Origin of the sequence: Mucilaginibacter sp. Mucisp86, assembly GCF_047324315.1 — a bacterium.
Lineage (GTDB): Bacteria > Bacteroidota > Bacteroidia > Sphingobacteriales > Sphingobacteriaceae > Mucilaginibacter.
The window spans coordinates 1,428,748-1,451,538 of record NZ_CP168503.1 but is presented as its reverse complement, the minus strand read 5'-3'; the positions used below and the strand labels follow the sequence as shown (position 1 = coordinate 1,451,538).

The 22,791-nt window shown below is 42.9% G+C and carries 18 protein-coding genes; 14 read left to right on the top strand and 4 right to left on the bottom strand.

Annotated features, from left to right (window positions below; translation table 11 throughout):
- Positions 1-11 precede the first annotated feature (11 nt).
- The 6 genes from ACEN9X_RS05925 to ACEN9X_RS05900 all read left to right on the top strand — a co-directional run bounded on the left by ACEN9X_RS05925 (position 12) and on the right by ACEN9X_RS05900 (position 9,430).
- Positions 12-3,038, top strand: a complete 3,027-nt coding sequence (locus ACEN9X_RS05925; RefSeq protein ID WP_413669520.1) for a SusC/RagA family TonB-linked outer membrane protein — start codon at positions 12-14, stop codon at positions 3,036-3,038.
- Between the two features lie 11 nt (positions 3,039-3,049).
- Positions 3,050-4,534: a RagB/SusD family nutrient uptake outer membrane protein gene (locus tag ACEN9X_RS05920; protein WP_413669519.1), complete on the top strand. Its 1,485-nt coding sequence runs from the start codon at positions 3,050-3,052 to the stop codon at positions 4,532-4,534.
- A gap of 19 nt (positions 4,535-4,553) precedes the next feature.
- Positions 4,554-5,429, top strand: coding sequence for a LamG-like jellyroll fold domain-containing protein (locus ACEN9X_RS05915; RefSeq protein WP_413669518.1), 876 nt, complete (start codon positions 4,554-4,556; stop codon positions 5,427-5,429).
- 64 nt (positions 5,430-5,493) lie between these two features.
- A complete protein-coding gene (locus tag ACEN9X_RS05910; RefSeq protein WP_413669517.1) occupies positions 5,494-7,158 on the top strand; it encodes a glucoamylase family protein in 1,665 nt (554 codons plus the stop codon).
- Positions 7,159-7,178: 20 nt separating this feature from the next.
- Positions 7,179-8,531 carry a glucoamylase family protein gene (locus ACEN9X_RS05905; RefSeq protein ID WP_413669516.1) on the top strand — a complete coding sequence of 451 codons (1,353 nt, stop codon included), beginning with the start codon at positions 7,179-7,181 and terminating at the stop codon, positions 8,529-8,531.
- Between the two features lie 101 nt (positions 8,532-8,632).
- Positions 8,633-9,430 carry a prolyl oligopeptidase family serine peptidase gene (locus tag ACEN9X_RS05900; protein ID WP_413669515.1) on the top strand — a complete coding sequence of 266 codons (798 nt, stop codon included), beginning with the start codon at positions 8,633-8,635 and terminating at the stop codon, positions 9,428-9,430.
- Between the two features lie 518 nt (positions 9,431-9,948).
- Here ACEN9X_RS05900 and ACEN9X_RS05895 read toward each other — a convergent pair.
- The 4 genes from ACEN9X_RS05895 to ACEN9X_RS05880 form a co-directional block, all read right to left on the bottom strand.
- The gene (locus ACEN9X_RS05895) at positions 9,949-11,094 is read right to left on the bottom strand and encodes a hypothetical protein (RefSeq protein WP_413669514.1); all 1,146 of its coding nucleotides are present in this window, start codon (positions 11,092-11,094) and stop codon (positions 9,949-9,951) included.
- A gap of 93 nt (positions 11,095-11,187) precedes the next feature.
- Positions 11,188-11,403: a DUF2442 domain-containing protein gene (locus tag ACEN9X_RS05890; protein ID WP_112572358.1), complete on the bottom strand. Its 216-nt coding sequence runs from the start codon at positions 11,401-11,403 to the stop codon at positions 11,188-11,190.
- A gap of 179 nt (positions 11,404-11,582) precedes the next feature.
- Positions 11,583-12,308 (bottom strand): YebC/PmpR family DNA-binding transcriptional regulator, encoded by a 726-nt coding sequence (locus ACEN9X_RS05885; RefSeq protein ID WP_091220508.1) that lies wholly within the window; start codon positions 12,306-12,308, stop codon positions 11,583-11,585.
- Positions 12,309-12,455: 147 nt separating this feature from the next.
- Positions 12,456-13,409: an NAD-dependent epimerase/dehydratase family protein gene (locus ACEN9X_RS05880; protein WP_413669513.1), complete on the bottom strand. Its 954-nt coding sequence runs from the start codon at positions 13,407-13,409 to the stop codon at positions 12,456-12,458.
- Between the two features lie 766 nt (positions 13,410-14,175).
- Between ACEN9X_RS05880 and ACEN9X_RS05875 the strand changes: the two genes are divergently transcribed.
- The 8 genes from ACEN9X_RS05875 to ACEN9X_RS05840 all read left to right on the top strand — a co-directional run bounded on the left by ACEN9X_RS05875 (position 14,176) and on the right by ACEN9X_RS05840 (position 22,752).
- On the top strand, positions 14,176-15,183 hold the full coding sequence (locus ACEN9X_RS05875) for an aspartate-semialdehyde dehydrogenase (RefSeq protein WP_114936523.1): 1,008 nt from the start codon (positions 14,176-14,178) through the stop codon (positions 15,181-15,183).
- 77 nt (positions 15,184-15,260) lie between these two features.
- On the top strand, positions 15,261-16,043 hold the full coding sequence (locus ACEN9X_RS05870) for a hypothetical protein (protein ID WP_413669512.1): 783 nt from the start codon (positions 15,261-15,263) through the stop codon (positions 16,041-16,043).
- Positions 16,044-16,115: 72 nt separating this feature from the next.
- On the top strand, positions 16,116-16,898 hold the full coding sequence (locus ACEN9X_RS05865; RefSeq protein WP_413669511.1) for a hypothetical protein: 783 nt from the start codon (positions 16,116-16,118) through the stop codon (positions 16,896-16,898).
- 9 nt (positions 16,899-16,907) lie between these two features.
- Positions 16,908-17,807: a LysR substrate-binding domain-containing protein gene (locus ACEN9X_RS05860; protein WP_413669510.1), complete on the top strand. Its 900-nt coding sequence runs from the start codon at positions 16,908-16,910 to the stop codon at positions 17,805-17,807.
- 20 nt (positions 17,808-17,827) lie between these two features.
- On the top strand, positions 17,828-18,265 hold the full coding sequence (locus ACEN9X_RS05855) for a hypothetical protein (protein WP_413669509.1): 438 nt from the start codon (positions 17,828-17,830) through the stop codon (positions 18,263-18,265).
- Between the two features lie 113 nt (positions 18,266-18,378).
- Positions 18,379-18,930, top strand: coding sequence for a type 1 glutamine amidotransferase domain-containing protein (locus tag ACEN9X_RS05850; protein ID WP_413669508.1), 552 nt, complete (start codon positions 18,379-18,381; stop codon positions 18,928-18,930).
- 113 nt (positions 18,931-19,043) lie between these two features.
- Positions 19,044-20,519: a 1-hydroxycarotenoid 3,4-desaturase CrtD gene (gene crtD, locus ACEN9X_RS05845; protein WP_413669507.1), complete on the top strand. Its 1,476-nt coding sequence runs from the start codon at positions 19,044-19,046 to the stop codon at positions 20,517-20,519.
- Positions 20,520-20,814: 295 nt separating this feature from the next.
- Positions 20,815-22,752, top strand: coding sequence for an alpha-amylase family glycosyl hydrolase (locus ACEN9X_RS05840; RefSeq protein WP_413669506.1), 1,938 nt, complete (start codon positions 20,815-20,817; stop codon positions 22,750-22,752).
- Positions 22,753-22,791 lie beyond the last annotated feature (39 nt).

Below are 22,791 nucleotides of genomic sequence, written 5' to 3'. Positions count from 1 at the left end.
AATTAACCACTATGAAAAGAATTTTTACTATTTCAGGGTTGATGTTATTGCTTCTTTTTTCCATTGACGCTGCGTTTGCACAAAACGTTACAGTAAAAGGAAAAATTACCGACGCCGCCACCGGCGAAGCCCTGATAGGCGTATCGGTTCAGGAAAAAGGAACAACTAACGGAGCCCAAACAGATGTTAACGGCCTTTACTCCATTAAGGCATCAAAAAATGCAATCTTAACCATTACTTATATCGGTTATGCAACCAAGTCTGTACCCGTAAATGGACAAACCACATTGAATGTAACATTACAGGCACAAGCCAATGAACTGGCGCAGGTTGTTGTTGTTGGTTACGGTACCCAACGTAAGCTTGATGTTACGGGCTCCGTTGCATCAGTAAAAGGTGCTGATATAGCAAAGCAGGCTTCTGTTAACCCATTAAGTGGTTTACAGGGTAAAGTTGCCGGTGTGCAAATTACCAACAGCGGCGCGCCAGGTTCATCACCATCAGTTAGCATTCGTGGTTTGGGTACTGTTTATGGTAATGTAAGCCCGTTGTTTGTTGTTGATGGCGTTTGGTATAACGATATCAGTTTCCTTAACCCGCAGGATATTGAAAATATATCTATCCTTAAAGACGCATCAAGTACGGCAATTTATGGTATCCGTGCTGCAAACGGTGTTGTATTGGTAAGTACTAAAAGAGGTTCAAAAGGCAAACCGGTTATCAACTATAACGGATATGCCGGCTGGCAGTCTGTTACAAACCAGGTTAAGATGGCCAACGCAACTGAATACGCAACTGCTATAAACGAGTTGTATACTTACAACAACATCACACCGGTATTATTCAACGATCCTGCAAGCTTTGGTAAGGGTACCGATTGGTATGCTCAGATCTTGCGTGATGCATTTGTAACCAGTCACCAGGTAGCAGTTAGCGGTGGTACCGATAAAATGACCTATAACTATTCATTCGGGTACCTTGACCAGGATGGTTTGGCAAAAACAAACAACTACAAACGTTATACCGTTCACTTATCAAATGATTTTAAGCCGGTAAAAGCGCTTAAACTTGGATACACACTGAACGGGCTTGCCGGTAAATCAAACGACGTAGACGGCGGCATTTTTCATGAGTTATTTGGTGTTGCGCCTACATTGCCTGTATTTTATAAAGATGGTGCTTATGGCGATCCGAATGATTACCACACAGGTGATGGTAACAACTACAATCCGCAGGCAACACTTGATTTCTATAATCAGAAATCGCGTAACCTGCGCCTTACTTACAATGCTTATGGCGAGGTATCGTTTCTTAAAAACTTTAAATTCAAAACAAGCTTTGGCGGCGATATAGGCCAAGCTGAGGTAAGAGGTTACACTCCGGTTTATTACGCTACACTGGCTCAAAAAAGCCTGAATTCAAACCTTGATGTGAACCACACTGAAACCCGCAACTGGATCTGGGAAAACACGCTGACTTATGACGTTAAAATAAAACAACATAAGATCACTGCGTTATTAGGTTACAGTGCGCAAAATAACCGGGCAAAACAATTGGATGCACATGCACAAAATGTACCTTATGCAAGCAGCGGTAGTCAGCACAGTTCGTTTCCTGATACTACAAACGTAACCTATTACCGCGATCCTGCGCAACAGATCCATACCCGTGCGGTATCACAATTTGCCCGTGTTAATTATTCATTTAACGATAGGTATCTGCTTAATGCATCTATCCGTCGTGACGGCGCTTCGCAGTTTTATGGTAACCATACCTATGGATATTTCCCTTCGGTGGGCGCCGGCTGGGTTATTACCAACGAGGATTTCATGAAAAATCAAAAAGTGTTTAGTAATCTGAAGCTTCGCGGAAGCTGGGGTAAGGTGGGTAACTCTGTAGTGCCTATTAACCCTACTCAGCAAACGGTATCATCTGATCCTTATCTGACTTATATATTCGGTAACCCGCAAACAGCCGCCCAGGGTTCAAGTATCAATACCGTAGTGCCTCCAACCATTGTTTGGGAAAAAGCGGTAGCTACAGATTTTGGTATCGAAGGTGCAATTTTAGATAACAAATTATCGTTTGAGGCCGACTATTATAACAGGGAAACCCGCGATGCAATATTCGCTATTCCTATCCCTTCATCATTAGGTACTACCGGAAGTAACCTGATAGGTAACCAGGCCAGCATCCGTAACCGCGGTTTTGAGTTCCTGGTAGGCTGGAAACAACAAGTCAATAAAGATTTTTACTTCAGCGTAAGTGCAAACCTTGGCATCAACAACAATAAAGTGTTAAGCGTATTGAGTGGTAAAAACCCGATTTATCAGGGAGGTAACGGCATAGCAAACGGCCAGCTGGCTACACGTACCGTTGTTGGTGAGCCAATAGGCGAGTTTTATGGCTACAAGGTTACCGGTATATTCCAAACTGCGCAGGAGGTAGCTGCCTCTAAACAAACAACAGCACATCCTGGTGACTTTATTTACCAGGACACTAATAATGATGGTGTAATTGATAGTAAAGACCGTGTGGTATTGGGCAGCCCGCTTCCAAAATATAATTACGGTATCAACACTTCGTTCACTTACAAAAACTTTGACCTGGCTTTAGATTTTCAGGGAACGGCAGATGTTAGTGTTTATAATGCCAACATAGCCTATCGCTTTGGTAACGAAAACTTCACTAAAGATTTTTATGATCACCGCTGGCATGGTCCGGGTACTTCAAATACCTACCCGTCAGTAAACGTTGGTGCTACTGATAACGCTAAACCAAATTCATTTTATGTAGAAAGCGGCGCTTATTTCAGGCTTAGAAATGCTCAGTTAGGTTATACCCTGCCTGGCAGCCTGTTGAGCAAATGGAAAATACAACGCGTAAGGTTGTATGCCAATGCACAAAATGCGCTCAATTTCTTCGGTTATAAGGGCTTTACTCCTGAAGTAGGTGGCTCGGTTGGTAGCATGGGGATCGATGCCAGCGTGTATCCGCTTTACGCTACTTATAATTTTGGTGTTAACGTTACTTTTTAATCAATATAAAGATGAAAAACAGTAAAAAAACTATATTGCACAAAGCCGTTATTTTAGGTTTTATTGCAACTGCTATATCATTTCAAAGCTGTAAAAAAAGCTTTTTAAATGTGGACCCGGCGGGTAATCAGGCCGCCACACAATTCTGGAAAACACAGGCAGATGCTACTGCCGCGGTAGGTGCTATGTATGCTAACCTGCACGAGTGGAAAAACATTGCCTTTGCACCAATTGCTGTTGAAAGCATGGGAGCAGATGACGTTGAAAAAGGGAGTAGTCCTACTGATGCTACCTTTATGAATAACTTTCATAACTTTTCGGCTACAGCCGGTGAAGGTCAGGTTGCTGATTTTTGGGCGGGGCAATACCAAACTATCAACTTCGCCAACCAGATCCTGGGCAATGTACCAGGTATCAACATGGATGAATCGTTGAAAGCAAGGTATCTTGCCGAGGCAAAGTTTATCAGGGCCTATGCTTATTTCAGGCTGGTTAGGGCTTTTGGTGATGTTCCATTGCGTTTAAGCCTGCCAAAAAGCGCTACTGATTATAATTTGCCGCGTACAGCCAAGGCTCAGGTTTGGGCTGCTATTGAAACCGATCTGAATGATGCCGCCGGTGTTTTGCCTCAATCATACAGCTCGGCAGATATAGGTCATGCTACCAAGGGGGCTGCTTTAGCTCTGCATGCAAAAGTAGCTTTGTATCAGAAAAAATGGAACGATGTAGTTACCTACACAACTCAGGTGATGGGCATGGGTTATTCATTGTATCCTGATTATGAGCAAATGTTCCGCACAACGCACAAAAACAACCAGGAATCAATCTTCGAGATCCAATGTATGCTTATCCCTAATAATCCTGCGGCTTCTAACTCCCAATATTCACAAGTTCAAGGTGTGCGGGGGGTAACCGGTGGCGGCTGGGGCTTTAATGTGCCTTCGGCCGATTTGGCTGCTGCCTATGAAACCGGTGATCCGCGCCGTGATGCTACTATTATATTCAGGGGCGAAACAACACCCGAAGGTGATAAGATCCCGGCCGATGGTGACAATCCGATGTATAACCAGAAATCATACGTACCATTTGCATTGTATGTATCAGGTTTTAATGAGGGCTGTCAGCAAAATAAAATTGTTTTGCGCTACGCAGAAGTATTGTTGATGAATGCGGAAGCCAATAATGAGTTGGGTAATTCGGGGGCGGCGTTAACATCGCTTGAACTGGTACGTGCACGGGCAAGGGGCGGCAATGCAGCTATACTGCCAAAAGTTACCACAACAGAGCAGGCTGCTTTACGCACCGCTATTTACAAAGAAAGACGGGTTGAGTTTGCTATGGAGTTTGATCGCTATTTTGATGTGATCCGTCAGGGACGTGGTACTGAAGTATTCGGTTCGCGTGGCTGGAAAGCAGGTAAAAACGAAGTATGGCCGGTTCCTCAAACCGAAATTGATTTGAGCGCAGGTACATTGACACAAAACCCGGGTTATTAATCTATCAAATTCAACAGCGATGAAAAAAATTAACAAATCACTTAAAGTTATGCTCCTGGTGGGTGCAGCTGCGAGTTTAACTATAACAGCATGTCATAAAGGTTTTGATCCTAAAACCTATGCACCTTCAAAACCATTGCCAACGTTTGGTGGCTACAGCAGTAGTAAGGATATTGAACCTTCAAGTCTTGTTGCTTATTTTCCGTTTACCAGTAGTTTAGCTGATAGTCTTACAGGCGCTACAGGTGTTGCTACCGGAACAAGCTTTGCTAAAGGGCTTAACGGTAACGGCCTTAAAGGAGCCGATAAAGCTTATGCACTTTATGATACGCCAGCGGGAATTAAAGGATTAAAAAGCTTTACTACCAGCTTGTGGGTAAATATGCCTCAAAATACTGCTGCTATCGGATTATTGGATCTTCAAAATAGCCAGGCCGGTGACCCCGGTTTCTGGGGCAGCCTTGCCATATTTTTTGATAATGGCGGTTCTTCAACCAAAGGGGTACTTAAGGTGCACGCTTATAACAAACCGGGGGTTTCAACCGGTATTGATGGCTGGGAAGGCGGCTATAGTGTTGACAATCCCTGGAATCAATGGATCAATATTACTGTAACTTTTGATGAACCAAGCTCAACAATATATGTTTACTATAACGGCGCACAGGCCGGTAAAAATACAGTTGCAGGTTTTGCACCTATAGATTGGAGTAAAGCATCAAAAATGGTTTTCGGAACACTGCAATTTCAAACAACGCCCTCGCTTACTATTAGCACGGGCGCACAGGATTGGGCAGGCTTTGTTACCGGTACTTTAGATAATATCAGGTTTTATAACAAAGCGCTTTCTGCTTCACAGGTCTCGGCTCTATATAATCTCGAAAAATTAGGAAGATAATACACAGTTGATTTGATTTAGGTTGTCCTGCCCAAAAGGCAGGCAACCTTTTTTAAGCACCGGAATGAGGAAATTTAAGAACAGTTGGGCGTTGGGGGCAGTTTTTTTGTTTTTTACCTGTGGTAAAAGTTCAAAAAATAATCCTGATCCGGTTACGCCTGTGCCATTTACCTTTAGCGCGCTTAAAGTTAACGGCCAGTCCAATGGTTTTAGCTATTCCAATGTAAATACAAAGCCGGCTATCGCCATTTCATTTTCAACTCCGCTTAGCCAAACTTCGGTAACGGGCAGTGTTAGCGTTGCTACCAAAGGCGGAGCAGCGGCAGCTTATAGTGTGACTTTTCAGCATCACGACAGCACAGTTGTAATAACGCCAACAGGTCTTCAGCCCATTACGCAATATTCGCTTAAAGTTTCAACAGCGTTAAAGTCTGCAAAAGGCAGTAACCTGCAATCGGCGCTTGAGGTGCAGCTCACCACTGCTATTGACAGCACGGCTAAGTTTCCTGTCATAACCGATGAACAGCTGCTTGATCTGGTTGAAAGGCAAACACTCAAGTACTTTTACGATTTTGGGCATCCCACCAGCGGCCTTGCCCGCGAGCGTAATTCGTCGGGCGATGTAGTTACTTCGGGCGGTTCGGGTTTTGGTATTATGGCTATCGTTGCCGGTATAAGCCGGGGTTATATTTCTTATGCCGATGGTTTGGCCCGGATGCAGAAGATAGTAGGCTTTTTAAACACCAAAGCGCAAAAATTTCATGGTGCTTTCCCACACTGGTTAAACGGGGCTACCGGTGCTGTTGTGCCTTTCAGCGCACAGGATAACGGTGCCGATTTGGTGGAGACATCATACCTGATGCAGGGACTGATCACTGCCCGTCAGTATTTCAGTTCGGCTAACACAGCCGAAACACAATTACGTACGGATATCAATACCTTATGGAGCGGTGTGGAATGGGATTGGTTCAGGCAAAATGACCAGAATGTATTGTATTGGCATTGGAGCCCCGATCAGGGCTGGGCCATCAATATGAAAATAACCGGTTGGAATGAGGCCCTCATCGTTTATGTACTTGGTGCCTCGTCAACAAAACACAGCATTCCAAAGTCAGTTTATGACCAGGGATGGGCGGGTAGCGGCAGTATTAAAAATGGTAAAAGCTTTTATGGCGTTACCCTTCCGCTCGGGCCTGACAGGGGCGGGCCGTTGTTTTTTGAGCATTACTCTTTTTTGGGTATTAACCCAACAGGTTTAACAGATGCATATGCCAATTACGAAACGCAAACCAAAGCTCACGCCATGATCAATTATAATTATTGTGTGGCAAATCCCCTTGGTAATGGCGATTACAGCGCTAATTGCTGGGGACTAACAGCAAGTGATATTGAAGGTGGATATACAGCAAGCTCTCCAACCAATGATGTGGGAGTAATTGCACCTACTGCTGCTATTGCTTCATTGCCCTATACGCCAACGCAATCAATGGCGGCCCTGCATTTTTTTTACTACACACTTGGCGATAAGTTATGGGGACAATACGGCTTTTACGATGCTTTTAATTTAACCAATCCCTGGTTTGCCGATTCATACCTGGCGATTGATCAGGGACCTATTGTGGTTATGACCGAAAATTACAGAAGCGGCCTGCTCTGGAGGCTGTTTATGAGCGCGCCTGAAATAAAAAAGGGAATGAAAAATTTAGGCTTTAGCGGGCCGAACTTATAATGTGATTAATGATATCTTAAATGAAAAAACTAATATTACCCTCTTTGCTAATGATACTTGCCCTGAGCGCTTTTGCCCAAAAGGCGGCAAAAAAAGCAGAAGATGGCATTAAGCCGGTTGGCATTATCAAAAACCTTACAGACAGCGCCCTGCTTGATGTAGTGCAGCGCCAAACCTTCCGCTATTTTTGGGATTTTGGACACCCGGTTAGCGGCCTGGCCCGTGAGCGCAGTAACACTTCTTTTGACTACGGAAATGAGGTGGTAACTACGGGAGGTTCTGGTTTCGGTATCATGTCGCTTATTGTGGCTGATAGCCGCAAATGGATCACCCATGAGCAGGCGGTTGACCGTATGGTGAAGATCGTTAACTTTTTATACAAAGCCGATGCTTTTCATGGTGCTTTCCCGCACTGGTTAAACGGTGAAACCGGTAAAGTGATCCGCTTTGGCCGTAAGGATGATGGGGCTGATATTGTGGAGTCGGCTTATCTTTTTCAGGGTTTGTTATGTGCAAGGCAGTACTTTACTGCCGATGACCCCAAAGAACGCCGGATCCGTGACGTGATTAACTGGATGTGGGGCGAAATGGAATGGAGTTGGTTTACCCGTGATGGCCGCGACTACCTTTACTGGCACTGGAGCCCTAACAATGGCTGGGCCATGAATTTCCCAATCCACGGTTTTAACGAATGTTTGATCACTTACGTACTTGCTGCATCTGCCGAGCGTTACCCGGTTGGTGCCAATGTTTACCATAATGGCTGGGCGCAAAGCGATTTCTTCAAAAACGGAAGAACTTTTTATGGCTTTAAATTGCCATTGGGATTTGACTATGGTGGTCCCTTGTTCTTTTCTCAGTACTCGTTCCTTGGCTTAAACCCTAAAGGCTTAAGAGATCAATATGCAGACTATTGGGAACAAAACAAAAATCATACGCTGATCAATCATGCGTACTGTGTTGATAATCCTAAGAAATTTAAAGGCTACGGCGAAAATTGCTGGGGATTGACTGCCAGCGATAACTTTGAAGGATATAACGCACATTCGCCAACTAACGACCTGGGTGTAATTACACCAACGGCGGCGCTCTCGGCATTTCCATATACTCCGGAATATTCGATGAAAGCATTACGCCATTTTTATTACGACCTGGGTGATAAGATCTGGGGCGAATATGGTTTTACCGATGCTTTCAGCGAATCGCATAACTGGTATGCAAACTCCTATTTAGCTATTGATCAGGGGCCGATCGTCGTGATGATTGAAAATTATCGCACCGGCCTGTTGTGGAAACTTTTCATGAGTTGTCCTGAAGTGCAAGGAGGCTTGAAAAAGCTTGGTTTTGAGAGCCCGGCAATCGCAAAAAATTAATTCGGCATAAAAAAATAAACAAAAGGCCGTTAAAGAGGTTAAATTTGTTTTGATGCAACGGCGATATTTACGCCGGTTGTAAAACGAAGACATTTTAACCCATGATCAAAACAATACGAATTACAGGAATGCTAAGCTTGCTCTTAGCATTCTCTTTTTTAGCCAAATCCCAAAATTTGACCTCGTTTGACAGGGGCAGCTTTATCTTTAAGGTGGATACGTTGCCATATCGTATATTATTCCCAAAACATTTTAACCCGGGACAGAAGTATCCTTTGTTGTTTGTGTTACATGGCTCGGGTGAACGTGGAAACAATAACGAATCGCAGCTTGCTTACGGAGCACAAAGGCTTTTACAGGATAGTGTACGCGAAATTTATGAGGCCATTGTAGTTTTCCCGCAGTGCCCGGCAAAAAGCTACTGGAGTAATGTGAAGCAGGTTACCGATTCGGCCACCAATAAGCGCAAATTCATTTTCCAGGAAGATGCCCCGCCAACCATGGCTATGATCATGCTGATGGGGTTGGTGGACCAGTTTTTAGATAAGCCTTTTGTAGATAAACACCGGGTTTACGTAGGTGGGCTTAGTATGGGCGGTATGGGTACTTTTGAAATCATAGGTCGCGAACCGAAGGTATTTGCAGCAGCTTTTGCCATTTGCGGTGGTGATAATACCCTGAATGCAAAAAAATATGCCAGGAAAGTTCCGCTCTGGATCTTCCACGGTAATAATGACCCGGTAGTACCGGCAGATCATTCGCAGGTAATGGTTGATGCTATTAAAGAAGCAGGAGGGACACCAAGGTTTACCTTATATCCCGGTGTCGGGCACAACAGCTGGGATAACGCTTTTAATGAGCCTGATCTGTTGCACTGGCTGTTTTCTCATAGTAAGTAGGAGGGTTCGGCCAGAGGCCGGGGGATAGTTACCACCCGGCAGGAGCCGGGCGGTGGCGGAATACAGAAAACCATGTCATTGCGAGGAGGAACGACCACAGGTGTTCGGAAGATTTTTTAATTCCCTCCTTCGGGAGGGGTGCGGCAGAGTTGTGTAGTAGCAGGGAGGGGTTTATGCGCTATTTTAATCGAATAAACATATCGGCGAAACCCCTCCCTACACCTCCCAGGGGAGGGAATCGCACAATCCTGAACTTTTTATTTTCTTCCGAACACTTATGGAGAAACGATAAAGCAATCCATGCTGTACAGGGCGGCTATGCTATAATTATGCTAAACGAAGTTGTCTTAAATAAAAATGTCATTTCGATTGAGCAGGGGAAGGCAATAGCTTTGGGGCGAGTGAGAAATCTTATACGCCAAGCAAGTCCGATCAGCACGCGGACTCTGCAGGGCGTATAAGATTTCTCACTCGTTCCTCGTATCGAAATGACAATAAGCTTGTTGATAAGAAACGGCCTATTCTTCCCCCTCTGATTTCTTAGGAAGGTTCTTGGCGTTGAAGCGTGGCTTAAATCCCAATTTAGGTGCAGGTGCTTCCGTTGCCGGCGACTGAGTTTCCTCAGTTGGCTTATCCTCTTTTTTATCTTCCGGCGACGCCTCAGCTTCAGGGGCTTTGGGCTTTGAGGCTGCGTTAAATCGCGGCTTAAAGCCAAGCTTTGGTGCAGGAGTTTCAGAAGCAGGCTTTTCTTCTTCAACGGCTGGCTGCGAAGATTCGGCTGATGATTTTACCTCTTCAACCGGTTGTTCCGGTTCTGCCGGTTTGGGTTTCATCATAGCCGCGTTAAAGCGTGGTTTGAACCCCATTTTAGGTGCAGGTGCTTGGGATGCCTGTGGTTTTGGCTCTTCAGCAGGTTTTTCTTCTTCAGCAGCTGCTTCGCTTTCTACGGGCTTTGGTTTGACCATAGCCGGATTGAAGCGCGGCTTGAAGCCCATTTTAGGTGCCGGTGTTTCTGCGGCGGGGCTTTGAGGTTCAGTATTCGCCCCTTCTTCTTTTTTATCTTCTGCCGGCCCTTCAGTTTCTGCGGGTTTTGGTTTTACCATGCCGGCATTGAAGCGGGGCTTAAAGCCCATTTTAGTCGCGGGTATTTCCGAGGCAGGAGTTTGAGGTTCTGTAGCCGCAGCTTCCTCTTTTTTACCCTCTGCCGGTGCCTCTGTTTCTGTAGCTTTTGGTTTTACCATGCCTGCGTTAAAGCGTGGTTTGAACGCCGGTTTCGGCGAAGTTTCTGCCGATGGGGGTTCCAGTGTTGCCGGTTCTGTTGACTCCTTTTTAGGCTCTTCAACAGGAGGCACTGGTTTTGGTGCTGCCGCTGCACGGAACTTCGGTGTGAAACCAATTTTGGCCGCTGTGCCGGGTTCTATCAAACTTTCGGTAATGGTTTGTTCGGCAAGTGGGTTTTTGATGTGTACCTTTTCGGTTTTCACCTCAAGCGGAATAGGGAACTGCCTCCTGAGTTTATTAAACCAGTACTTTTTGGTATGGTCGAAACTTTTTTCACCCATCTGTTCAAAATGGTCTTTAAATTCAGAAAACAATGCCGGTTCGCCTTGTTCAAGCGCTGCAAGGTCAATTCTTTTCTTCTTTAAAAATTCTTCAAAAACCATTAGTCAATTTGAAAATTAGTGAATTTGAAAATTTGAAAATGCCGGTTTGATTTCTCATTTTCAAATTAGCACATTTTCAAATTTTCAAATCAATTATAGGGTTACGTCCACATCCAGCTTATTAAACCGGATGCCTTTTTCGGTCTGGCTCCAGTCTTCACGTTCCTCGTCGGTAGCGTTAAGTAACTTCGGAAACCATTCTAACGGGAAAGCCTGGGGTTTGCCACCATCGGTTTCAACAAAAAGAAGCCCGTTAGCAAAAGTTACTTTTACTTTCCGTTCGCCTTTTCGTGTGTTTAATAATGGCATGATATAAATTTGAAAATTTTTTAATTTGAAAATTTGAAGATGCTTTGCCCCAAGGTTATTTTCAAATCTTCAAACGGCTACATTTTAAACGGCTCATATTAAATTGAAAATTTGAAGATGCCTTACTCAAGATTATTTTCAAATCTTCAAATTAACACATCTTCAAATTAAGAGATCTATTATTCCGCCATATTGTGGTAAACCGCCTGCACGTCGTCGTCCTCTTCCAAACGGTCAATCAGTTTCATGATATCGGTAACCTGTTCTTCGTTAACAGCATGGAATGATTGTGGAATACGCTCCAATTTGGCCGATTTTACTTCGATGCCCAGTTCTTCCAATGCTTTTTGCATTTTACCAAAATCTTCAAAAGCTGTATGGATTACTGCAATATCGTTGCCATTTTCATCCGCTTCAACAAATATTTCTTCCAGCCCGGCATCAATCAATTCAAATTCAAGCTCTTCAAGGTCGCGGTCGCCAGGTTCAAAAGTAAATACCGATTTACGGGTAAAGATAAAATCAAGCGAGCCTGTTTTACCTAACGAACCACCATATTTTGTAAAGTAACTGCGTACGTTGGCTACGGTACGGTTGGTATTATCTGTAGCGGTTTCAACCAAAACAGCAACGCCGTAAGGCGCGTATCCTTCGTAAACAAGCTCTTCGTAATCTTTTTCATCGCGGCTGCTGGCGCGTTTAATAGCTGCCTCAACACGGTCTTTAGGCATGTTTACAGCCTTGGCGTTTTGTACTGCAGTACGTAAGCGCGAGTTGGTGTTAACATCGCCGCCGCCGGCTTTTACAGCCATTACAATTTCCTTACCTAAACGGGTAAACTGCACCGCCATTTTGGCCCAGCGCTTAAACTTTCTTTCTTTGCGGAATTCAAATGCTCTTCCCATGTTTTTTTAGTTCATTGTTCATGGTTGATAGTGATAGATCAACCTTGTTGTTTTACAAAGCTTTGCCCTATAAAGACAAGGCGGTAAATATAATATTTATATAACGATAGATAAAAACCTTTAAATTTTATCCTTTCGCCTTTAACCTTAAATTATCGTTTTCAAATTAGTCAGCATATCTGCTACCATTTTAGGCAGGTCATACTCCAGTTTCCAGCCCCAGTCGTTTTGCGCGTAACTATCATCTATTGATTTTGGCCAGCTATCGGCGATGGCCTGTCGCGGATCATTTTCGCTGTAGCTGATCTCAAATTTAGGGATCAGTTTTTTGATCTCTGCTGCCAATTGCTCAGGCGTAAAGCTGATGCCTGCAAGATTATATGATGACCGGATGCTGATCTTTTCGGCGGGTGCGTCCATCAAACTGATGGTTGCCCTGATGGCATCGTCCATGTACATCATGGGCAGGGCGGTACCTTCGGCTAAGAAGCTTTCGTAGCAGCCGGTTTTTAAAGCATGGTGAAATATGTGTACAGCATAATCGGTAGTGCCACCGCCTGGGTTAGCTTTCCAGCCTATCAGTCCAGGGTAACGGATACTGCGTACGTCAAGACCATATTTATTAAAGTAGTATTCGCACCAGCGTTCGCCGGCCAGTTTACTGAAACCATAAACCGTGTTAGGGTCCATCACACAATACTGCGGTGTATTATGCTGTGGTGAATGCGGACCGAAAACGGCTATTGAGCTTGGCCAGAAAACTTTATTTACTTTAAATTCAACCGCAAAATCAAGTACATGCAGCAAGCCGGTCATGTTCAGGTCCCAGGCCATTTTGGGTTTTTGCTCGCCTACGGCGGATAGTATGGCAGCTAAAAGGTAAACCTGCGTGGGGCGGTGTTTATCAAATATGTGGTGCAGGTTATCTTTATCAAGTACATTGATCAATTCAAAGGGGCCGCTGCTGCCACGCATAGCATAGGTGGGACTGTTAATATCCGAAGCTATAACTGCTTCGGCCCCATGTATATTTCTCAAAGCCATTACCAGTTCGGTGCCGATCTGGCCATTGGCGCCTATCACTAAGATCTTTTCGCTCATGCAATTTTGAGTTTACCGCGCAAAGGTAGGGTTTTTAAGTGAGTGGTTGATTGGGTTGGATTAGGTGAATAGTTGTTTTTGTTTTTGGGGATTACGCCGATTGATTTTTGATTACACCGATTTTTTTGTTTGACAGTTGGTTGAATAATAGCGGATGCTGCGTTAGCGATAGTAGCGGATACCGGCCTGTGACTAAGGCCTGCAGGCGTATGAGCGTATAGCGCGGGCCGGAGGTAACGCCCTGGTTCTGAATCATGATTTTTAGGATTGCCAGGATATTGTCTGAATCAGAGTTTTCAGAATTAAATAATTATCAGAATTCCTTTCTATTTTTATTTTCATTATATTAGTTCTCGAATCCTGAAAATTCAGGTTCAAACAGAAAAAGATCCAAACGAGCGGAGAAGTCACAAGTCCGCTACCCGTTGGCTTTCGCTCAGAACTTGCGCCAGTATCGGAACTATGATTTTTAGGATTTAAGGATTGTCCGGATGTTATCTGAATCAAAATTTACAGAATCAAGGGACAATCAGAATTACTTATCATTATTTTTATTCTGTTAATTCTCAAATCCTGAAAATTCTGATTCAGACAACCAACTATTCACCTAATCAACCACTCACTAATTCCCCATAAAAACCATAGACTTTATATTTTCAGGATACCAAAAAAATGTGCATATTTGAGGGTTTAACTTTTAAAACACATAATTAATTAAAAACAGGCGCTGTGAAGCAGCCTGATACATTTCAAAAACAATTTAAAAATGAAAGTCGCAGTAGTAGGTGCTACAGGATTAGTAGGCACCAAAATGTTGCAGGTTCTTGCAGAACGCAACTTCCCCGTTACAGAATTAATTCCCGTAGCTTCAGAAAAAAGTATTGGTAAAGAAATTACTTTTAAGGGTAAGCAGTTTAAGGTGGTTTCTGTTGAGGATGCGATTAAGATGAAGCCGGACGTAGCAATTTTCTCGGCCGGCGGAAGCACTTCATTACAGCAGGCTCCTTTATTTGCAGCTGCTGGTACAACTGTTATTGATAACTCATCGGCATGGCGTATGGACCCAACCAAAAAATTGGTTGTGCCTGAAGTAAACGCTGATGTACTTACTGCCGATGATAAGATCATTGCTAACCCAAATTGCTCAACTATACAAATGGTAGTGGCTTTAAAGCCGCTGCACGATAAATATAAAATTAAAAGGGTGGTAGTTTCAACCTACCAATCGGTTACCGGTACTGGTGTTAAAGCTGTTGATCAGTTATTTAACGAGCGTAAAGGTATCGACGGACCTAAAGTTTACCCTTACACTATCGATTTAAACGTGATCCCGCAGATTGATGTATTTACCGAAAACGGTTATACTAAAGAGGAAATGAAAATGATCCTCGAAACCAAAAAGATCATGGGCGATGACAGCATCAAAGTAACTGCTACCACTGTGCGCATCCCGGTTATGGGCGGCCACTCTGAGTCGGTTAACATTGAGTTTGCCAACGATTTTGACCTGGCCGAAGTGCGTGAGTTATTGGCTAACGCTCCGGGCATTGTTGTGGTTGACGATACTGCTAACCTGAAATACCCAATGCCACTCGACGCGCATGATAAAGATGAGGTATTTGTAGGCCGCATCCGTCGTGATGAAACTCAGGATAATACACTTAACTGCTGGATAGTATCTGACAACCTGCGTAAAGGTGCAGCTACCAATGCCGTGCAGATTGCCGAGTATTTGGCTGCTCAGCATTTGATTGGTCAGCCGGTTGAGGCGTAAGTAAAATATTTCTTTTCAAAGAATAAGATAGGGATAGTCATTTGATTATCCCTATTTTTATGCAGTGATATTTCATTATGAAAGCCTTAAACCTGATTGCTATTTTTTGTTTTACTACATCGGTTAAACTCTTAGCGCAAACACCGCAAACTATTGAAGCCGACTTACTCAAATCATTTAAAAAGATAGACTATTGGGACTTGCAACAAAGCAATGGTTGCGACGACGCGAATGATTCGTTGGTTTTAGCAAACGAAAGCTTTGCGAATAAGCTGAAAAAATATACTGCAAAATGTGCCTTTACCATTAACATGCATTTTAACTCCTTGGTAAAAGAACGGGTTAGCATAGTTACGTCTGCTGATGGATTATTTAGAATTTATTCATGGAATACACAGTTGGGTGGCACAATGCATGTACACAAAAACTTATTTCAATATAAAACATCTTATGGAATAAGGTCTGATTTTTCTTCTTATAAAGAAGTTGATGGAGAGTCGATCTATCTTAAATTATATACAGTTAAAACAAATTATAAGACATACTATTTAGGAATCAGTATGGCTGTTTTATGGAGTGGCTATACAGCTGATTTTATAAATGCTTTTGCGATTGAAAATAAGAAGCTTAACGATAAGCTTAAAATTATAAAAACAGAAGGCGGATTAGAAAATGGCCTGAGTGCACAGTATGACTGCACCTCATTAGTTAATCGTAATGTGAAAGAAGTGCCGTATTTGTCATTTAATCTTAAAACACAAACAATTCATTTGCCATTAATTTTAACAGACGGAAAAATTACTGGTAAGTATGTTAATTACAAATTCAACGGCCAATATTTTGAAAAAATAAAAAGCTAAAAAACAGGTTAATGGCAACCATCGTAACAGAATATCTGCCGGATTTGCTTTTTTTGCGTATCTTGTTTACCGATGAAAACCTTTAAGTTAATAATTGTTTTCTGCTGCTGTTTTTACTCAGCAAATTTGTTTGCCCAAAGTCCGCAGGCCATTGAAGCCGACCTGCTACGGATTTTTAAACGGGTGAACTACTACGGCTCCCACAAAAAAGAGTGGAAGGCTATTGATTCATTAGAGAAAATGAACAAGATCTTCGGCTTTAAGCTAAAGTATTATACCTCCAAATATCCCGAAACAATTAGCTATCCTTTTACCGAACTGGTTAAAGAACGGGTTGTGATTGCTACATCTGCCGATGGTTTGTTTCGCACCTATTCATGGGATACTAAGCTGGGCAGCACCGGGTACGACTTTGATAATGTTTTGCAATACAAAGTTAATGGCAAAATATTTTCTTCGTTAAAAATGGATTCGGTAGGAAAAAAGCATAACCCTGTTTACTGGTATTCCAAGATCTATACCCTCCGGGCAAACAGTAAGGTTTACTACCTGGCGGCGTATAATTCGGTACGTTCGAGTAATGACGCTACACAGGGCATCCAGTTTTTTACTGTTGAAAAGGATAAGCTAAATGGCACTGTATTGCTGGTCAAAACTCCAAGCGGTATGCATAGCAAGTTGTATTTTGATTATGATTTCCTGTCGGTGGTTAATATGAAGGTGATCCCAACTATTTATTATGATGCCAAAACACAAACCATCCATAGTCCGTTAGTTAATGCAAAACGACAGGTTACCCGCGACTATATCGTATATAAATTTACAGGTAAGTTTTTTGAACGGGTAAAAAATTAACTTTGCCCTATGATCTCCTTCGCCCACCGTGTATTTATGGAAGTTGCCGCTAACCTGAGTTTCAGTAAGGCTGCCCAGGTACTGTTTATCACGCAGCCGGCCATCAGCAAACACGTTAAGGCACTTGAAGATCAATACAAAGTGCCCTTGTTTGAGCGTAAGGGAAATAGTATTTTGCTTACGGAAGCCGGCAATAAGCTAAACGAATACCTGCAGCAGGCAACAGAGATAGAACGGAAGGTTGAATACGATCTTTCGGTATTAAGTAACCTATCGCAGGCTGTGGGACATTTACGGTTGGGGGCCAGTACAACCATAGCTCTTTACATTTTACCACAGATACTTTCAGGTTTCCAGCGCGAGTATGCCAACGTTGATGTGCAACTGGTAAACCGTAACAGCGAGTACATCCTGAATGCTTTGCTTAACCATGAAGTTGATATTGGTATTATTGAAGTTGATAATAAGCTCACCACAGTATCATACAAACCTTTCATGAGCGATGAGGTGATCCCGGTTTGCTCGGCTAAGAGTCCGCTGGCTGGAAAATCATTAACCTTAAAGCAGTTCGTAAAAACGCCTTTAGCTGTAAGAGAACGTGGTTCGGGTACGCTAAATGCCGTATTGAAAGCTCTTTCGGCATTACACATCAAACCGGCCGATCTGTCGGTAAAGATCCGTCTCGGGGGTACAGAGGCATTGAAAAACTTCCTTTTGGCCGACCAGTGCCTTGGCTTTATGCCGCGGCCGTCAATTATCCGACAATTAGCTGAGGGCGACCTGGTTGAGGTACCTATTGAAGGGTTGAAAATCACGCGCGATTTCTTCTTTATCCGCCGCAAGGGCACTGAGGATTATGGGTTGACAAGTAATTTTATCAATTACGCGTTGCAGCATATCCAGGGGTAATGCTGTTTTAATTTCAACCGATGCCTATTAAGATATATTCGACTGATAAGATTGAAATAGAAAAAGCAGTTCTTTATTGGATTGAATTGTTGGCGGAGGAAAAATATGATGAAGCTTATCAGTTAACTCTTCATGATCCTTATTATCAGTGGAGCCCTTCAAATATCAAAGAAGTAATCCATGGGTATGGATTACCTGATGAAGATTTAGAAGAAAAGCATAAGGTCACGTCTCCGGAATCCGCAATAGTTAATAGTAATATCAATCCATATAAAGATATTGACTTTTTTGACGATGCTTTTAGAAAGGTTGATGAACGCCACGGCATGACCATAGTAGGAAATATCATTTATGATTTGCCTATAAATGGCGCATGGAGCGATCTTTCTGTCACATTCAAAATCCTGCAGAAAGGCAACTTTTTGATGCTGGAGTTAAATGAAATTCATATGCTTTAGACTTGGGTAACAAGATCTTATAACCTCTTTTTAATTTCCTAAAACTATCCCAATTCTGGCCTGTATTTATATTATATTTAATTTTTATAATCATTAATTAATAAATTGTAATTATGGCAAGTTTACATGGTCGTAAGGTGGCAATCCTTACCGAAGAAGGATTTGAGCAGGTGGAATTAACAAGCCCAAAGGAGGCACTTGAACAGGCAGGTGCAACAGTTCATATTGTATCACCCCAAAGCGGAAAGATCAAAGCCTGGGATAAAACCGACTGGGGTATCGAAATTGACGTTGATAAGCAATTAAATGATGCAAGTCCGGATGATTATGATGCGCTGGTTTTACCGGGCGGTGTGCTTAACCCGGATAAGTTGAGGCAAAATAAAGATGCTGTAGCATTTGCATCAGCTTTTTTGGATGAAGGAAAGCCGGTTGCGTCAATATGCCATGGCCCGCAATTACTAATCGAAACAGGCATGATCAGGGGAAGGAGGCTAACTTCATATCCATCATTACAAACTGATCTTAAAAACGCAGGTGCTGATTGGCTTGATGAAGAAGTTGTGGTTGATAATGGGCTGGTGACCAGTCGCCGTCCGGACGACTTGGAAGCATTTAACCGAAAAGCGATAGAAGAGATAAGTGAAGGCGTTCATCATGTGTAGTTTCTGAACCGGGATTTATAGGATTTTTCTGATTGCCCGGATTTTTAGTATCAAATCAAAGAAAATCCTGTTAATCCTAAAAATCCCCCAAAATCCCGGTTATCTTTACCCCCATGCCCTCCTCTAAAAAAGCTTTAATCATCGGTGCCGGAATAGCCGGAATAGCCAGCGCTATCAGGCTGGCGGTTAAAGGTTACCAGGTTGAGGTTTATGAGGCCAATAATTATCCCGGGGGGAAGCTAAGCCAGTTTGAACAGGATGGCTACCGCTTTGATGCCGGGCCAAGTTTGTTTACGATGCCCCAATACGTTGACGAACTTTTTGAGCTGGCCGGTAAAAATCCTTCTGACTATTTCAGGTACCAAAAGTTGGATACCGTTTGCCGGTACTTTTATGAAGATGGCACCCGATTAACCGCTTATGCAGATGTTGATAAATTTGGCAAAGAGGTGCAGGCACAAACCGGCGAACCTGCTATGGCTGTGAATCAATATCTTGCAAATAGCAGGCGGATCTACGATATTACCAATCATGTTTTTTTGGAGCGCTCGCTGCACCGGCTTAAAACTTATCTGCGGTGGGATACTGTTAAATCAATATTCAGATTTGGGAAGATTGATGCTTTTCGCAGTATGCATAAGGCCAACCAAAGCTTTTTTAAGGATAAACGAATAGTGCAGTTTTTTGACAGATATGCAACCTATAACGGCTCAAACCCTTACGCAGCTCCGGCTACTTTAAACGTGATCCCTCACCTGGAACAGCATTTTGGCGCGTATTTCCCCGACGGGGGGATGTATAGTATTACTTGGTGCTTAGTGCAACTGGCCGAATCTGTGGGGGTAAAATTTTATTACAATAATCCGGTAACGGAAATTATTTTGAATGGACGAGCGATAAAAGGCATCAGTACTAAAGAGGGAACAGTAGAGGGGGATATTGTGGTATCCAATATGGATATCTGGTTTACCTATTACAAGTTGTTAAGCGGTTATCCTAAGCTTCATCCTCAAAAAATATTAAACCAGGAGCGGAGCAGTTCGGCACTGATATTTTACTGGGGAATAAAAGCTCAGTTTAAAGAACTTGACCTGCATAATATTTTTTTTAGTGCAGATTACGAATCGGAATTTGATCATATCTGGCACGAAAAAGATATTTATGATGATCCTACTATTTATCTGAATATCAGTTCAAAATATAAGCCGGATGATGCACCTGAAGGTTGCGAAAACTGGTTTGTAATGATCAATGTACCCGCTAATTCGGGGCAAAACTGGGATACACTGATAACAGAAGCAAGGAAGAACATATTGAGCAAGTTAAGCCGCCTGTTAAGTAAAGATATCAGCCCGTTGATAGCTAATGAAAATATCCTTGATCCGCGAAATATAGAAAGCCGCACATCGTCATACCAGGGCTCGCTTTATGGTACCAGTTCCAACAACCAGTTTGCGGCGTTTTTGCGGCATGCCAATAAATCATCGAAAGTAGAAGGTCTGTATTTTTGTGGTGGAAGTGTGCATCCGGGTGGGGGTATCCCGCTTTGTTTGTTATCGGCAAAAATTGTGAGTGAGCTGATTGCTTAAAAGATATAGTTCGTAAAACAAGTTTATCCCTAAAAGAAGGTTGCACCAGAGGTGCAAAAGGTTTGTAGAAGCAAAATACCGATAGATTTTTGGTGTGCCAGAGGTACACAATTTCTTAAGCCGTCCCGGTATCGGGTTCACTGCAAATCTGTTTATCCCTGAATGATAAATACATAATTTTAACGAAAGATAATTTTATCAATTATTTTACAGATATTGCGGTGCTGATACGATGTGGCCTGTAAACCAGTTGGCTATGAGTTGTTTCGGTACAAAGAACCAATTATAACGAGATATGACAATCAAGAATGTTTACTTATTACTTGCCGGACTTTTATTGGCCGGTTTTACTTCATGCAAGAAGAAGGACGTTTTGCCGGGCAATACCGGGAACGTTCCCGGTGATACAACGGTGAATACCGGGAAGGCATTACCTGCAGGAGCAAAGGATGGCGTTACTTTTATCAACTCCGGCAAATCGGTAATTTTTAACCTGTACGCACCCGGCAAAAAATCTGTATCAGTTATTGGCGATTTTAATGGCTGGGATGCTAATGATACCAAAGCAGTGATGAATAACACGCCGGACGGCAAACGCTGGTGGGTACAAATTGATAATATAGACCCCGCCACCGAATACGGTTACCAGTTTTATATAGATAAATCCTTAAAAGTGGCAGATCCTTATACCGAAAAGGTGCTGGACCCTGATAACGATTCGTACATATCGTCAGATACTTATCCCAATTTAAAGAAATATCCAACCGGGAAAACTACCGGTAACGTAAGCGTTTTCCAGGCCAATCAGCCTGCGTACAGCTGGAAAAATACCAGTTTTACCCGCCCGGATAAAAAGAACCTGGTTGTTTATGAACTATTGGTGCGCGATTTTATTGATGCCCATAACTATCAAACCCTTACAGATACGTTAAAGTACCTTTCAAACTTAGGTGTTAATGCTGTTGAACTGATGCCGATTAATGAGTTTGAAGGCAACCTTTCATGGGGCTATAATCCGTCATTTTATTTTGCGCCGGATAAATATTACGGTACCAAAAATGCTTTGAAGGCTTTTATAGATGAGTGTCATTCGCGCGGTATAGCTGTGATCCAGGATATTGTTTTAAATCACTCGTTCGGCCAGTCGCCTATGGTACAGATGTATTTTAATACAACTGCCGGTAAGCCATCGGCCGATAATCCCTGGTATAATGTCGACCCAACGCACCCCTACAATATAGGCTACCAGTTTAACCACGAAAGTGCCGATACCAAATATTTTGTGAAGAATGTGCTCAAATTCTGGATGACGGAGTATAAGATCGATGGATTCCGCTTTGATCTTTCAAAAGGCTTTACGCAGGTTAACTATGGCACATCAGATGCCGCCGTGAACGCCTGGAGCCAGTACGATGCCAGTCGTGTAGCTATCTGGAAAGACTATAATAACTATATCAAAAGCATCGACAATAACAACTTTTACGTGATACTGGAGCACTTTGCGGCCAATCAGGAAGAGAAAGAACTGGCCGGCGAAGGCATGATGCTTTGGAACAACCTTAACTATAATGCCAACGAAGCTACCATGGGCTGGTTAACCAACTCTAACTTCCAGGGCTTATTTTATGATCAGCATACGTTTACCCAGCCTTATAATTTGGTGAGCTATTTTGAAAGCCATGATGAAGAACGCCTGCAGTTTAAAAACGAGAGTTATGGTAACAGCTATAACGGCTACAATGTAAAAGACAAAAATACAGGATTGGCACGCGAAGAAATGGCAGCGGCATTCCTGTTCGCTGTTCCAGGCCCTAAAATGTTATGGCAGTTTGGCGAGCTCGGTTATGATGTAAGTATCGATCAGGGCGGCCGTACCAGTAATAAGCCTATCTACTGGAACTATAATACCGATCCTAACAGGAGGCATTTATATGGTGTTTACGCCAAAATGATTAAGATGAAAGAGAAGAATGCCGTGTTTGCCTCAACTAATTATACTTATAGTCTTGCGGGCGCTATTAAAACCATTCAGCTAAAAGATGCCAGCGCAAATGTAGAAGTGGTAGGCAACTTTGACGTGGTACAACAAACCGGCAACATTAGCTTCCCTGCAACCGGAACCTGGTATGATAACATTAGCAAAACCAATCTTAGTGTAACATCATTGCCATATTCCATGACCCTGCAACCCGGCGAATATCATGTTTACAGCAGTGTTGCACTGCAGGAGTAACCGGCTAAAATGCTAAGTATTAAGGCTTCCGGATATAGT